Origin of the sequence: Azospirillum sp. ST 5-10, from assembly GCF_051225715.1 — a bacterium.
GTDB lineage: Bacteria > Pseudomonadota > Alphaproteobacteria > Azospirillales > Azospirillaceae > Azospirillum.
Genome location: NZ_JBPJSP010000018.1, coordinates 90,830 through 104,743, shown reverse-complemented (window position 1 = coordinate 104,743; position 13,914 = coordinate 90,830). Strand labels below are relative to the sequence as shown.

At 74.7% G+C, this 13,914-nt stretch carries 11 protein-coding genes and 1 pseudogene; 8 read left to right on the top strand and 4 right to left on the bottom strand.

Annotated features, from left to right (window positions below):
• Positions 1-11 precede the first annotated feature (11 nt).
• On the top strand, positions 12-2,132 hold the full coding sequence (locus ACSBPG_RS19685) for a hypothetical protein (protein ID WP_435538904.1): 2,121 nt from the start codon (positions 12-14) through the stop codon (positions 2,130-2,132).
• Here the strand turns inward: ACSBPG_RS19685 and ACSBPG_RS19680 are convergent.
• Entirely contained in the window at positions 2,057-3,202 is a 1,146-nt protein-coding gene (locus ACSBPG_RS19680) for a DegT/DnrJ/EryC1/StrS family aminotransferase (protein WP_435538903.1), read from the bottom strand. The genes ACSBPG_RS19685 and ACSBPG_RS19680 overlap by 76 nt on opposite strands.
• A 130-nt stretch (positions 3,203-3,332) precedes the next feature.
• On the opposite strand from ACSBPG_RS19680, the gene ACSBPG_RS19675 reads away from it, so the two are divergent.
• The 4 genes from ACSBPG_RS19675 to fabF all read left to right on the top strand — a co-directional run bounded on the left by ACSBPG_RS19675 (position 3,333) and on the right by fabF (position 8,144).
• On the top strand, positions 3,333-5,114 hold the full coding sequence (locus ACSBPG_RS19675) for a chloride channel protein (RefSeq protein ID WP_435538902.1): 1,782 nt from the start codon (positions 3,333-3,335) through the stop codon (positions 5,112-5,114).
• Positions 5,111-6,199, top strand: a complete 1,089-nt coding sequence (locus ACSBPG_RS19670; RefSeq protein ID WP_435538901.1) for an N-acetyltransferase family protein — start codon at positions 5,111-5,113, stop codon at positions 6,197-6,199. Before ACSBPG_RS19675 ends, ACSBPG_RS19670 begins: the two co-directional genes overlap by 4 nt.
• Positions 6,200-6,325: 126 nt before the next feature.
• On the top strand, positions 6,326-6,847 hold the full coding sequence (locus ACSBPG_RS19665; RefSeq protein ID WP_435538900.1) for a winged helix-turn-helix transcriptional regulator: 522 nt from the start codon (positions 6,326-6,328) through the stop codon (positions 6,845-6,847).
• A gap of 31 nt (positions 6,848-6,878) precedes the next feature.
• Positions 6,879-8,144 carry a beta-ketoacyl-ACP synthase II gene (fabF, locus tag ACSBPG_RS19660; protein WP_435538930.1) on the top strand — a complete coding sequence of 422 codons (1,266 nt, stop codon included), beginning with the start codon at positions 6,879-6,881 and terminating at the stop codon, positions 8,142-8,144.
• Between the two features lie 60 nt (positions 8,145-8,204).
• Here the strand turns inward: fabF and ACSBPG_RS19655 are convergent, their stop codons facing one another.
• Positions 8,205-9,146, bottom strand: a complete 942-nt coding sequence (locus ACSBPG_RS19655; RefSeq protein WP_435538899.1) for a hypothetical protein — start codon at positions 9,144-9,146, stop codon at positions 8,205-8,207.
• Between the two features lie 153 nt (positions 9,147-9,299).
• Between ACSBPG_RS19655 and ACSBPG_RS19650 the strand changes: the two genes are divergently transcribed.
• The 3 genes and pseudogenes from ACSBPG_RS19650 (at position 9,300) to ACSBPG_RS19640 (ending at position 11,436) form a co-directional block, all read left to right on the top strand.
• The gene (locus ACSBPG_RS19650) at positions 9,300-11,099 is read left to right on the top strand and encodes an acyl-CoA dehydrogenase (RefSeq protein WP_435538898.1); all 1,800 of its coding nucleotides are present in this window, start codon (positions 9,300-9,302) and stop codon (positions 11,097-11,099) included.
• A gap of 110 nt (positions 11,100-11,209) precedes the next feature.
• Positions 11,210-11,299 (top strand): annotated as a pseudogene (locus ACSBPG_RS19645) (DUF433 domain-containing protein); the annotation flags it as partial.
• Positions 11,275-11,436, top strand: a complete 162-nt coding sequence (locus ACSBPG_RS19640) for a DUF433 domain-containing protein (protein ID WP_435538897.1) — start codon at positions 11,275-11,277, stop codon at positions 11,434-11,436. The pseudogene ACSBPG_RS19645 and the gene ACSBPG_RS19640, both read left to right, overlap by 25 nt.
• A 60-nt stretch (positions 11,437-11,496) precedes the next feature.
• On the opposite strand, the gene pcsA is transcribed toward ACSBPG_RS19640, so the two are convergent.
• The gene (pcsA, locus tag ACSBPG_RS19635) at positions 11,497-12,240 is read right to left on the bottom strand and encodes a phosphatidylcholine synthase (protein WP_435538896.1); all 744 of its coding nucleotides are present in this window, start codon (positions 12,238-12,240) and stop codon (positions 11,497-11,499) included.
• Between the two features lie 332 nt (positions 12,241-12,572).
• Entirely contained in the window at positions 12,573-13,913 is a 1,341-nt protein-coding gene (gene glcF, locus ACSBPG_RS19630; protein ID WP_435538895.1) for a glycolate oxidase subunit GlcF, read from the bottom strand.
• Position 13,914: the final 1 nt, after the last annotated feature.

Genomic DNA, 13,914 nt, shown 5'->3' with positions numbered 1-13,914 from the left:
GGCCGCCGGCCGTGCCGACCCTCCTGATCACCAGCGCCGGCAGCCTCGTCGCCGACGCCGTCGTGAGCTGCCTGGCGAGCGTCCGCGACTCCCTGACCGTCGTCGGCGTCAACAGCGTGGCGGCGCCGGCCGCCTTCGCCTGCGACCGGCTGCACCGCGTCCCGCCGGTGCGGGAGGCGGCGGCGTTCGCGGCGGCGCTGCGGACGGTGCTGGCGGCGGAGCGCCCCGACCTCGTGCTCGCCGGGCGCGACGAGGACGTGCCGGCCCTGGCCGCGCTGGCGGCCGCGGGGGAGTTTCCCGACACGGCCTTCCCGGTTCCGCCGCCGGCACTCGCCGCCCTGCTTCTCGACAAGCGGCTCTGCCACCGCTTCGCGCGGGACCACGGGCTGCCGTTCGCGCCGACCGCCGAAGGTCCCGACGACGTCGCGGCTCTGGCCGCGGAGCACGGCTTCCCGCTGCTGGCCAAGCCGTGGCGCGGTTCGGGCAGCCGGGACGTCTGGCTGCTGGCCGACGAGCGCGACCTGGCCGCCGCGGCGGCGGATACCGCCCTGACGATCCAGGCCTTCTGCGGCCCCGAATCGGTGCGCGCGGCGCTGCCGGCGTTCCGGCGGGCGGCGGCGCGCGGCCTGCCCTGGCGCTGGGCCTTCCGCGACGAGGAGATCAACGCCGAACTGACCCTGGCCGAGGACGGCACCGTCGCCACCCTGTGCCTGGACGGCGGCGTGACCGCGCCCCCCTTCCGGACCGGCATCCGCCTGCTCGACGACGCCGGCGTCGCGGCCGCGGTGCGGGCGTGGGGCGAGGCGCTGGGCCGCCGCGGCCATCGCGGACCGCTGAACATCCAGGGAAAGCGGCTGGCGGACGGCCGCTTCCTGCCCTACGAGCTCAACCCCCGCTTCGGCGGCAGCGCCGCGGTGCGGGCCGCCCTCGGGCACAACCAGGTGCTTCACCTCGTCGCCTCGCGGCTGGGCTGGCCGGCGCCGGCCATGGCGGCACGGGCCGGCACCGGCCGGCCGGCGACCCGGTCGTTCGACCTTCCGGCGGCGCGGCGGCGCGCCTTCGACGGGGACGGGACCTGGGCGGCCCCGCGCCGGCCGGCCGCTCCGGCCCCACCGGCGTCCCCGGCGGCGCGCCGGGTGCTGGTCGCCGGTCTCGGCACCCGGCACGGCGCGGCCCTGCTCGACACGCTGGCGGACCGCCGCGCCGGACTGCTGGTCGTCGGCGCCGCATCGGCGCCGGACGAGCCGGACCTGCGGCGTTGCGACCACGCCGTCCGCCTGCCGCCCGCCGGCGCCCCGGACCACGCCGAGCGTGTCGCCGCCCTGCTCGCCGCGCACCGCATCGACACGGCGTTCGCCGCCTCCGACGCGGCGCTGGCGGCCCTGTCCGGCCGCACGCCGTCGCTGCGCTGGGTGCTCGGCCCGCCGGGCGCCGCGCGCGCCGCGGCGGCGGCCCATGCCCGGGCCCACGGACTGACCTTCGTCCCCTGCGCCACGACCGTCGCCGGGGCGGCGGCCCTGGTGCGGCGGGGCGGCCTGCCCGTGGTCGCCAAGCCGAGCCGGGGCGACGGCCCGGTCTCCCTGCTCGAGACCTGGGGTCAGGTCGTCGCCGCGCTGGCCGACGGCGGGTGCGTCGTCCAGCCGCTGCTCGGGGCGGACGATCTGGCGGCGCAGCGGGCGGCATGGCACGCCCGGCCGGGTGCGCCTTGGACCTGGGGGCTGGCCGACGTGGTCGAGGTGGCGGAAACCATCGTCCCGCCGGACGGCGGCGTCGCCGAGATCCGCGCCGCCGCCTGCACCCAGCGTGGCGGCGAACCGGCCGACATCCGGCCCGCCGAGGCGGGAACCGCGGCCGCCGCGTCCGTCGTCGAACCGGCCCGCCGCTGGGCCCTGTCGCTGTCGCGCATCGGGCACCGTGGCCCGCTGCGGCTGACCGGCAAGCGGGACGCCGCCGGACGATGGCTGCCGTTCTCGGTCAGCCCTTACCTCCTGGGAATTCCCGACGCGGGCACCCTGCGGACGCGCGTCGCGGTGCCGGCCGTCGGCGGCGCCGCGGATCACGCCGGCTGCGCCACCACATCCAGCAGCGCGGCGACGACGCGGTCGACGTCGCGCCCGTCCAGATCGTCGTGAAAGGGCAGGCCCAGCACCGAGTCCGCCAGCGCTTCGGTCACCGGCAACGCCTGGCGCGGCAGGTCGGCGAAGGCCGGCTGACGGTGGCAGCCGCGGTGCCACCACAGCCGCGTGCCGATGCCGCGGCGGCGCAGGGCCTCGGCCGTCGCGACGACGGTCGGCCGCGGCAGGCGCACGACGACGGTGGACGACACCCCGTCCGGCAGCCAGGGTCGGATCGGACCATCGGAGCCGAAGCGCGCCGCGTAGGCCGCGCGCAGGCGGCGCAGGCCGGTCCGCCGCTGCGGCCACTCGTCGAGCGCCGCCAGGCCGACGGCCGCGCCGTACTCGCTCAGCTTGGCGTTCATCCCCGCCTGCGCGACAGTCCGGTCGGCGGAGAGCCCGAGCCGGGCGAGGGTGCGCAGGCGCTCCGCCCGCGCCGCGTCGCGGGCGATCACCACGCCGCCCTCGCCGATGCCGAACACCTTGGTGGCGTGCAGGCTGACGACGGTGTCGACCGCGCCGCCGCGCGTGCCGTCGAAGCCGCCGGCGGCGTCGATCACGACGCTGACGCCGCTCCGCTCGGCCAGCGCCGCCCACGGCGCCGGGTCGACGGCCGCGCCGAACGGGGCCGTCACGAGAACGCTGGTCACCCGGGGCTGGCGGCGCACACTGTCGGCGACCGCCGCCGGATCGAGCTGCCAGGTGGCCTCGTCGACGTCGTGCAGCCACGGCGTCAACCCGGCCCGCACCGCCGCCACCGCCGAGGCCTCGTGGGTCCAGGACGGCAGGATGCACAGGCCGCCGGGCGACGCGCCGGCGGAAAGGAGGCAGAGTGACAGGCCCGCGGTGGCGCTGGCGACGGCGACGACACGCTCGGGTGGAACCCCGAACCACGCGGCGAGGCCCCGTTCGAAGCGCTGCAGCAAGGGTCCGTTGTTCGTATACCAGCGATTTGCGTCGATCTCCTCCAGGTAAGGGAGGATCTTCGCCGCAGCCGGCAGCCGCGGCCGAAATACAGCCATGTCGTCGCCGGCGGCCACGCGCCGGCCCGGCGCGGAGCGCGACGCGGTTTCATTGTTGTCGAACATTTGCCGTGTCTGCTGGACGCGCCGCCTGATCATTCAGTATTGCATCCGCAGACGGCGCCCTCAAGCCGGCTGCATCCCACACCGCCACCGCGATCCACCCCCGTCCACCGTCGAACCGTCCGGTCCCGCCTTGCCACGCACCCTTCTGCCCCGCCTGCTGATCCGCCTCCGCCGCGTCGTCCACAACGACCGCATCGTCCTCATGGTGCTGGCGCTGGTGGTCGGCGGGCTGGCCGGCGGAGCGGCGATCCTCTTCCGCGAGACGATCGCCCTGACCCAGGGGCTCTTCTACGGCTGGACCGACGAGCGCTTCGCCCACCTCGCGGCGACCCTGCCGGCGTGGCACCTCGTGGCCGGCCCCGCCGTCGGCGGCCTGCTGGTCGGGCTGTTCATCCGCGCCGTCCTGCCGGGAGCCCGGCCGCAGGGGGTGGCCGAGGTGATGGAGGCGACCGCGGTGCGGGGCGGGCGCATGGACCTCGGCGTCGGCGTCGCCGCGGCGGCGGCCAACGCCGTGTCGCTCGGCGTCGGCGCCTCGCTGGGGCGGGAGGGACCGGTCGTCCATCTCGGCGCGGCCATCTCCTCATGGGCGGCGCGCGCCTTCCGGCTGACGCCGGCCCTCCTGCGCACCCTGCTGGGCTGCGGGGTGGCGGCGGCGGTGGCCGCCTCCTTCAACGCGCCGATCGCCGGCGTGCTGTTCGCGCTGGAGGTGGTGACCGGCAACTCCGTGCTGTCGGCGTTCGCCCCGGTGGTGCTGGCGGCGGTGATCGGCACCGCCCTGGGGCGCGCCGTCTACGGCGGCTTCCCCGCCTTCGTGCTGCCGATGCTGGACACCCCGCCGGCCCTGGAGTTCCCCTCCTTCGCGCTGCTCGGCGTCGTCGCGGCGGCGGTGGCGGTGGCGCTCATGCACGGGCTGCTGTGGAGCCAGCGGGCGTTCCTGGCCGCCGGACGGCGCACCGGCCTGCCGCGCTGGCTGCATCCGGCGCTCGGCGGCCTGGCGCTCGGCCTGCTGGCGATCGCCTATCCCGAGGTGCTGGGCGTCGGCTACGAGGCGACCGACACCGCCCTGCGCGGCGGCTACGGCCTGGGCGGCTACGCCGCCCTGCTGCTGGTCAAGCTGGTCGCGGTCTGCCTGTGCTTCGGCGCCGGCTTCGGCGGCGGGATCTTCAGCCCGTCGCTGTTCCTCGGGGCCATGGCCGGCGGCGTCTTCGGGCTGGCCGCGGAGACGGTGCTGGGCGGCGGCGCGTCGGCGACCGGGCTCTACGTCATGGTCGGCATGGGCGCCGTCGCCGGCCCGATGCTGGGGGCGCCGATCTCGACCATCCTCATCATCTTCGAGCTGACCGGCAACTATCCGGCGACGCTCGCGGCGATGCTGGCGACCGTCGTCTCGGCGACGCTGGTGCGCGCCGCCGTCGGCCACTCCTTCTTCACCTGGCAGCTGGCGCTGCGCGGGATCGACCTGAGCGACGGGCACGAGCTGGGCCAGCTCGCCTCGGTGCGGGTGCGCGACCTGATGCGCGGCGATTCCCCCGTGCTGGCCGCCGACGCCGGCCGCGACGCGCTGGCGGCGGCGCTCCGTGCGGGCGGCAACCGGGCGATCCTGGTGGTGGAGCCGGAGAGCGGCCGGCTCGCCGGCCTGCTCTCCGCCGGCGACGCGGCGGGCGCCCTGGCCGGCGGCCGGCCGGCGGGCGCCGAGGACGGCACGGCGACGGCACGCGCCCTGCTGCGCTCGCTGCCGCCCCTCACCCCGACCACCGACCTGCGCGAAGCGCTGCGGCGGTTCGACGACACCCGCGCCCCGGCGCTGCCGGTGGTGGCGGACACCGCCACCCTGCGGGCGACCGGCGTGATCTACGAAAGCGACGCGCTGCGCGCCTTCCGCCGCCTGGTCACCAACCGGGGGCGGGGGTGACCGGCGTCGCCGTGCGCGAGGCCGTGCCGGCCGACGGCCCGGCCCTGCAGGCGCTGGCCGCCGCCGTCGACGCGACCTCGCCCTTCCTCGTGCGCGAGCCGGGGGAACGCCCGGCCTGGGCCGCCTCCCGCCGACCGTCCGAAGATCTCGCGGCGTTCCAGGCGTCGGGGAACAGCGCCGTGTTCCTGGCCGAGGCGGCGGGACAGCCGGTCGGCTATCTCGCCGCCACCGGCGGCCGGCTGGCCCGCACCCGCGGGGTGGCGACGCTGGCCGCGGGGGTGCGGGCGGACTGGCGGGGCCGCGGCGTCGCCACCCGCCTGTTCGCCGCCGCCCACGCGTGGGCGGGCCGCGCCGGGCTGCACCGCCTGGAGCTGACGGTGGCCGCCGACAACGGGGGTGCGGCGGCGCTCTACCGGCGGCTCGGCTACGCCGACGAGGGCCGCCTGCACGGCTCGCTGCGCATCGCCGGCGCGGACCATGACGAGCTGCTGCTGGCCCGCCTGTCGGTGCCCGACGACGCGCCGCGGTGGGCGGCGGAGACCGTCGACCGTCCTCCCGCAGGTCCCGCCGGCGGGCGGGACGAAGAGGTTGCCGTGCGCCCGGCAGCGCCCGGCGATGCCGACGCCTATCTCGCCTTCGACCGCACGGTGCGCGGCGAAACCCACTGCCTGCTGCGCGACGCCGGGGAGTCGTTGCAGGACCCGGCGCACGCCCGCCGCTTCCTCGCGGGACAGGCGGCCAGCCGGCAGGCCTTCACCCTGGTGGCTCTGCTGGACGGCGCCGTCGTCGGCGCGGCGTCGGCCTGGGGCGGATCGCCGGCCCGCACCGCGCACGATTGGTCGCTCACCCTGGCGGTGACGCGCCGCCAATGGGGCCGCGGCGTGGGCTCCCGGCTGCTCGGCGCGGCGCTGGAGCGGCTTGCCGACCGGCCGCGGCTGTCGCTGTGGGTGCTCGGCCACAACGCGCGCGCCCTCGCGCTCTACGCCCGCCACGGCTTCGCCGTCGAGGCGACGGCCCGGTGCTACGCGCGGATCGACGGCCGCTACGCCGATCACGTGCTGATGGCGGTCCGGCACCGCTCCTGACGGGCCCGATCCCGCCCCGACGGTGCCGACGCGACGGCCTGCCGCCATGACTTGCATCATGAAAGCAAGTCGGCTATAGCGACTTTCATATTGCAAGTCACATCGGAACGGACGGGAGGGCGCCCGATGCAGCGAAAACGCCTCGACGGGATGGCCTGCCCCGTCGCCCGCAGCCTCGACCGCGTCGGCGAATGGTGGAGCATCCTGATCCTGCGCGACGCCCTGCGCGGGATGCGCCGCTTCGACGAGTTCCAGGCCAGTCTGGGGATCGCACCGAACATGCTGAGCCGGCGGCTGTCGGCGCTGGTCGAGAACGGGCTGCTCGAACGCCGCCCCTACAGCGCACGGCCGCCGCGCTTCGAGTACGTGCCGACCGCCGCGGGGCGCGATTTCCTGCCGGTCGTGGCGGCGCTGCTCGCCTGGGGGAACGCCCATTGGGCGCCGGAAGGACCGGCGGTGACATTGGTCGACGTCGAGACCGGCGCACCGGTCGACCCCGTGGTGGTGGATCGTCACACCCTGAAGCCGATCACCGCCGCCACCGTCCGGTCGGTGGTGACGGAACGGAGACAACGGGACGGGGCCGGCGGCACGGACGGCACCGGCGCATCCCCGGCGGACCGGGCGAGGAGGACGGATCGTGGATAGCACGCGAAGCGGACGGGGCGACGCGCCCGGGCTGCGGCGGGTCGTGGTGACCGGGATGGGGATGGTCAGCCCGCTGGGGCTGGGCGTCGAGCGGTCGTGGCGGCGGCTGATCGCCGGCGAGTCGGGCATCCGCACCGTCGCCGGCGTCGACGCCGGCGACCTGCCTTGCCGCATCGCCGCCCAGGTCCCCCAGGGGTCCGCGGCCGACGGCGGCTTCACGCCGGACGACTGGGTGCCGGCCAAGGAGCGCAAGAAGATGGGCCGCTTCATCGCCCTGGCGTTGGCGGCCGCGGCGGAGGCGCTGGACGACGCGCGCTGGCGCCCGGAGGCCGAGGAGGAGCGGCGGCGCACCGGGGTGATGATCGGCTCCGGCATCGGCGGGCTGGCGGAGATCGCCGAAGGGGCCGTGGAGCTTCACGAACGGGGCCCGCGCCGCATCTCCCCCTTCTTCATCCCGGCGAACCTGATCAACCTGGCGTCGGGGCACGTGTCGATCCGCCACGGCCTCAAGGGGCCCAACCACGGGATCGTCACGGCCTGCTCGACCGGCGCGCACGCCATCGGCGAGGCCGCGCGCAGCATCGCCCTCGGCACCGCCGAGGTGATGGTGGCGGGCGGCACCGAGGCCGCGGTGTGCCGCCTGAGCATCGCCGGCTTCTGCGCCAGCCGCGCCCTGTCCACCGGCTTCAACGACGATCCGGAGACGGCGTCGCGGCCGTGGGACCGCCGCCGCGACGGCTTCGTCATGGGCGAGGGCGCCGGCGTGCTGGTGCTCGAGGAGCGTGACCACGCGCTGCGGCGCGGCGCCGCGATCCATGCGGAGCTGCTGGGCTACGGCGCGTCCGGCGACGCCCACCACATCACGGCGCCGGCGGAGGACGGCGACGGCGCGTTCCGGGCGATGGAAGCCGCCCTGGCCATGGCCGGACTGGCGCCCGACGCGGTGGACTACGTCAACGCCCACGCCACCTCCACCCCGGCGGGCGACCCCGTGGAGATCGCCGCGGTCCGGCGGCTGTTCGGCGACCATGCCGCGAACGGCCTCTCCATGTCGTCGACCAAGTCGGCGGTCGGCCACCTTCTGGGCGCCGCCGGCAGCGTCGAGGCGATCTTCTCGATCCTGGCGCTGCGCCACCAGATCGCGCCGCCGACGCTGAACCTGGAGGACCCGTCGGCGGACTGCCGGGGCATCGACCTCGTCCCCCGCCGGGCCCGGCCGCGCCCGATCCGCACCGTCCTCTCGAACTCCTTCGGCTTCGGCGGCACCAACGCGGCGCTGGTCTTCGGCCCGCCGTGAGGCGGCGCCCGCCGGCCGACACACACGCCGCCCGATCGGACCGATCGGGCGGCGGCCGCATCACATCTCCGCCAGCCCCAGGCCCAGCCCGGTCTCGTAGGTCTGGGCGGTGCGCACCGGCTCGTCGCGCATGCGCTTGGGCGCGTCGGCGTCGCGGTTGCGGTTGTCGTCCACCTCGTCCGGCGTCTCCAGGGCGTTGAGGGCGAGGACCTGGTAGATCGACAGGGGGTTGGCCCCGAGGTTGCGGGTCGACCAGGTGGGGACCTGGGTGGTGAAACCGTCGGGCATGTCGCCGCGGCGCACCCGTTCGGTGGCGTTGGCGGCGGCCGAGACCAGCGGCCCGCCGGTCTCGTCGAACTTGGCGGCGAACCGGTCGTAGATCGCCTTCAGGGTCTTCGGCTCGCCGCTGGAGCGGTCGTAGAACACCGCCTTGTTGGCCGACGCCGCCTCCGGGAACAGCTCCGCCGCCTGGCGCATCGGCGCGTCCTTCATGGCGTTGAGGAACTTCGACGCCCCGGCCGAGCCCAGGAAATGGGCGAGGTAGAGCTCGGTCGAGCCGATTTTGCCGCCGACGTTGGCCTGCAGCGCCTCCATGTTGTCGCGGGTGAACTCCGCCGCCATCAGCGCCGAGATCTCCGGGTCGGTGCGCAGGTCGAGGATCTTGCGCCGCATCGCCGGGTCGGACACCACGGCGCGGCCGTCGCCGCGGGTCTGGATGGCGTCGACGTACTGGCCGAGACCGTGCTTGTCGCCATGCGCCTTCACCGTGTTGAGCCAGGTCTGGTCGATGAACTGGTAGAGCCCGGTGGCGCTGGAGCTGCCGGCCTTGGCGTCGGTGCGGTATCCGCTCTCGACGGCAGCTTTTTCCATGAGGTAGGCAAAATCGACACCGGTGCGCCGGCTGGCGTTGCGCACCGCCGCCTCGACGTCGGCGGGACCGCGCTGCGCCTGGGCGCGGTGGGCCAGGGTTTCGGCCTGGCGGGCAAGGGCGGCGACGGTCATGGCGGGGTCCTCGGTGAAGCGTCGCCCCCTACCAAGCAACCGGCGTGCCAAGCGAGGAGGCTCGCCAGCCGTCCCGCGACGCGGTATGGTGACGTGCACGTCAACCGGACGCCAGATCCGCTGCACCCTTCGACCGGGAGAGGACCCGCCGCCATGATTCCCTACACCGCCCCCGTCTCCGATCTGCGCTTCCTTCTGCACCACGTGGTGGGACTCGACCGGGTGGCGACGCTGCCCGGCTGCGACTCGGCCACGCCCGATCTGGTGGACGCCGTGCTGGAGGAGGCCGGCCGGTTCGCCGCCGGCGTGCTGGCGCCGCTCAACCCGGTGGGCGACCGCGACGGTTCGGTGCTGGAGAACGGGGTGGTGCGCACGCCCGAGGGCTGGGCGGCGGCCTACGCCCAATTCGTCGAGGCCGGCTGGAACTCCCTGCCCTTCGAGCCGGAGCACGGCGGCCAGGGCCTGCCGTGGACGGTGCAGTTCGCGGTGCAGGAGATGTGGCAGGGCGCCAACCTGTCCTTCGGCCTGTGCCCGCTGCTGACGCAAGGGGCGGTCGACCTGCTGAGCGAGCACGGCAGCGAGGAGCAGAAGGCGCTCTACCTGCCGCGGCTGGTGTCGGGCGAATGGACCGGGACCATGAACCTGACCGAGCCCCAGGCCGGCTCCGATCTCGCCGCCGTGCGCACCCGCGCCGTGCGCGCCGGCGACGGCAGCTACCGCATCACCGGCCAGAAGATCTTCATCACCTACGGCGACCACGACTTGGCGGAGAACATCGTCCACCTCGTGCTGGCCCGCCTGCCCGACGCCCCGGCCGGGGTCAAGGGGATCTCGCTGTTCGTGGTGCCGAAGGTGCTGGTCGAGGCCGACGGCAGCCTGGGCGCCCGCAACGACCTGCGCTGCGCCAGCCTGGAGCACAAGCTGGGCATCAAGGCCAGCCCGACCGCGGTCATGAGCTTCGGCGACGACGGAGGCGCCGTCGGCTATCTGGTCGGCGAGGAGAACCGCGGGCTGGAGTACATGTTCACCATGATGAACAACGCCCGCCTCGGCGTCGGCCTGCAGGGCGTGGCGATCGCCGAACGGGCCTACCAGCAGGCCCGCGACTACGCCCGCACCCGCGTCCAGTCCAAGGACCTGGCCGAGCCGAAGGGCGGGCCCGTCGCCATCATCCGCCACGCCGACGTGCGCCGCATGCTGCTGGAGATGCGCGCCAAGGCGGAAGCGTCCCGGGCCCTGGCGCTGTACGCCGGAACCCAGCTCGACGCGGCGCGGCGCGCCCCGGACGAGGCCGCGCGGGCGGCGGCGCAGGCGCGCATCGACCTCGTCACCCCCATCGTCAAGGCGTGGTCCACCGACCTCGGCGTCGAGGTCGCCTCGACCGGCGTGCAGGTGCACGGCGGCATGGGCTTCATCGAGGAGACCGGAGCGGCCCAGCACTACCGCGACGCCCGCATCCTGCCGATCTACGAGGGCACCAACGGCATCCAGGCCAACGACCTCGCTTTCCGCAAGGTGGGCCGCGACGGCGGGGCCGCGGCGCGCGCCTTCCTGGCCGAGATGGGCGAGACCGTCGACGTGCTGGAGCGCCTGCCCGGCGACGACGCCGCCGCCATCCGCAGCCATCTCGCCGACGCGCTCGACGCGCTGGACGAGGCGACGGCATGGATGGTGCGCACCCAGGCCGACGGCGACGCCGTGGCCGCCGCCGCGGCCGCCGCCGCGTACCTGCGCCTGTGGGGCACCGTCGCCGGCGGCTGGATGATGGCCCGCGCCGCCGCGGCGGCCCTCGACGCGCTCTCCCGTCCCGGCGCCGACCCCGGCTTCCTGGAGAGCAAGGTGGTCACCGCCCGCTTCTACGCCGAGCAGGTGCTGCCCCAGGCGCGCGGCCTGCTGACGCCGATCCGCTCGGCACGGCACACGGTGATGGCGCTGGAGGAAGACCGGTTCTGACGGCACCGGCCACGGCCGGTGGTGGGGAAGGCGGTTTCACCGGAACGCCCGCCCGTCTACGCTACGGACATCGGGCGGGCGGTGCCGTCATCGACTTCGGGAGGCCCATCATGGGCAACAACATCGACCTCCGGACGATCGTCGTGCGTGATCCCCAGATCATGGGCGGCGTGCCGTGTTTCCGCGGCACGCGCATTCCCGTTGCCACCCCTTCGAGAATCTCTCGGACGGCCTCAGCCTCGACGAGATCCTCGAGCAGTGGCCGACCTTGAATCGCAGCGACGTGCAGGCGGTCCTCGGCGCCGCTCGACATTTCGTCGAACGAACGGCCGCATGACCCGGCGGGTGCTCATCGACGAGAAGTCCCTGACGGCCGCACGTCCGTCCACGCAGTGCCTCACCCCGGTCCGCGCACCGTGCGCCACAGGCACATCGCGGCGTAGTAGACCGAGGTCGCCAGCCAGATGGCGAAGGCGACGGGCGAACGGTCGGGGAAGTCGACCACCAGCCAGGCGCTGGTCACCAGCCAGGCGGTGATGACGACGATGTTGAGGGTCATCAGCGTGCGCACCCGGAACGGGTGCAGGAACTTCACCGTGGTGAAGGTCAGCAGGCCCAGCACGACGATGACCGCGACGTTGATCCAGGGGTCGAGGTCGAGCAGCCAGAGGTACAGCGCCACCACGTTCCAGATCGCCGGGAAGCCGACGAAATAGTTGTCGGCGCTCTTCATGCCGGTGTTGGCGAAGCAGTAGAGGGCGGTCAGCAGGATCCAGCCGGCGCCGGCGATGCCGACGTGGGGCGGCAGCAGGCCGAACCAGTAGAGGAACAGCGCCGGCACGACCACGTAGGTCATGTAGTCGATCACCAGATCGAGCGCCGAGCCGTCGATGGCCGGCAGCACGTCCTTGACCCGGGCGCGGCGGGCGAAGGTGCCGTCGACCCCGTCGACCACCAGGGCGATGCCCAGCCATAGGAAGACCATGGCCGGTTGGCCGTCGAAGATCGCCAGCAGCGCCAGGAGCCCCAGCACCACGCCGCTGCCGGTGAAGACGTGGACCGCCCAGGCCGACAACCGGTGAGCCATCCCGTACCCGGCGCTCTCGCTCTCCATGTCCATTGCCACGCGGTCGCTTTCCATCTGATCCGTTCCGAGGTGCTTCGGTAAGGTGTAGCAGGCTGCGCGGCCGGCGGGAACAGGTGGAACCGCATCGTCGCCACCGTGTCGGCGAAAGGGATCGCCCGAACGGAGCTTCACGAGGGGAGCGCACGCCGCGAGCGACGACGAGCGCACCATCGATCGCGACGACCTGCCGCAGCCGGAGCCGTCGCAGGGCAACAGTTCGCCGACCGGAACCGGCACGCACGCCGGGCGGCGCCGCGCGGCGGCCGCCGCGACCGCCGACGCCAAGGTCAGGGAATCCGCCGCCCGGACCGCGCACTACGGCAGGGACGACACCGGCACGCAGGCTCCTACTCCGCCGCCCGCACCGGGCGGGCCGACGGCCGGACGAAGGCGGGGTGGCCATGCAGCGCCTCGGGCAGCGGGCCGCCGGTCGCCCAGTCCAGCAGTTCGACCGTGTGCACCACGGGGATGCCGGTGCCGGTGGCGATCTGGGTGATGCAGCCGAGGTTGCCGGCCGCCACCACGTCGGGGGCGACGCTCTCGATGTTGCGGACCTTGCGGTCGCGCAGCTCGCCCGCCAGGTCGGGCTGCAGCATGTTGTAGGTGCCGGCGGAGCCGCAGCAGAGATGGGCCTCGGGGATCTCGCGCACCGTGAAGCCGGCGCTGCGCAGCAAGTCGCGCGGCGGCGCCTTGATCTTCTGGCCGTGCTGCATCGAACAGGCGGAGTGGTAGGCGACCGCCTGCCCCGTCGCCGTCGCCGGCGGCCGGAGGCCGAGGTCGGCCATGACCTCCGTCACGTCCCTGGCCAGCGCCGCGACCCGCGCCGCCTTGGGCTCCCACACGGGATCGCCGGCGAAGAGATGGGCGTAGTCCTTGACCGTGGTGCCGCAGCCCGACGCGTTGATGACGATGGCGTCGAGCCCGGCCCCGTCCATCTCGGCCAGCCAGGCGTCGATGGTCCGCTTGGCGCTGGCGTGGGCGAGGTCGGTCTTGCCCATGTGGTGGGTCAGCGCGCCGCAGCAGTCCGCCCCCTTGGCGACCACCACCTCGACCCCGTGACGGGTCAGCAGGCGCACGGTCGCCTCGTTGATGGACGGCGCCAGCACCTGCTGGGCGCAGCCCGCCAGCATGGCGACGCGTCTGACCCGCGGGCCCGCCGCCGGATGGGTCTGCGGCCGGTCGACCGGGCTGGGTCCCGGGACCCCGCCCTTGGGCAGCAGCGCCAGCATGGCGCGCAGGCGCCGCGGCATCAGCCCGGCGAAGGGCCGCGCCGCCGCCGCGCCGAGGAGGGCGAGCCGGAACAGCCGCGGGTTCGGCAGCAGGCGGGCCAGCAGCGCGCGGAGGCCGCGGTCCAGCGGCGGCCGGGTGTAGGTCCGCTCGATCCGGGTGCGGGCATGGTCCACCAGGTGCATGTAGTCGACCCCCGACGGGCAGGTCGTCATGCAGGACAGGCAGGAGAGGCAGCGGTCCAGGTGCTTCACCGTCGCGTCCGACGGGGTGCCGCCCTTCTCCAGCATCGCCTTGATCTGGTAGATGCGGCCGCGCGGGCTGTCGAGCTCGTCGCCGAGCGTCACGTAGGTCGGGCAGGTCGCCGTGCAGAAGCCGCAATGGACGCACTTGCGCAGGATGCGCTCCGCCTCCTGGATGTCGGCCTTGGCGAGCTGGTCGAGGGAAAAGCTGGTCTGCATG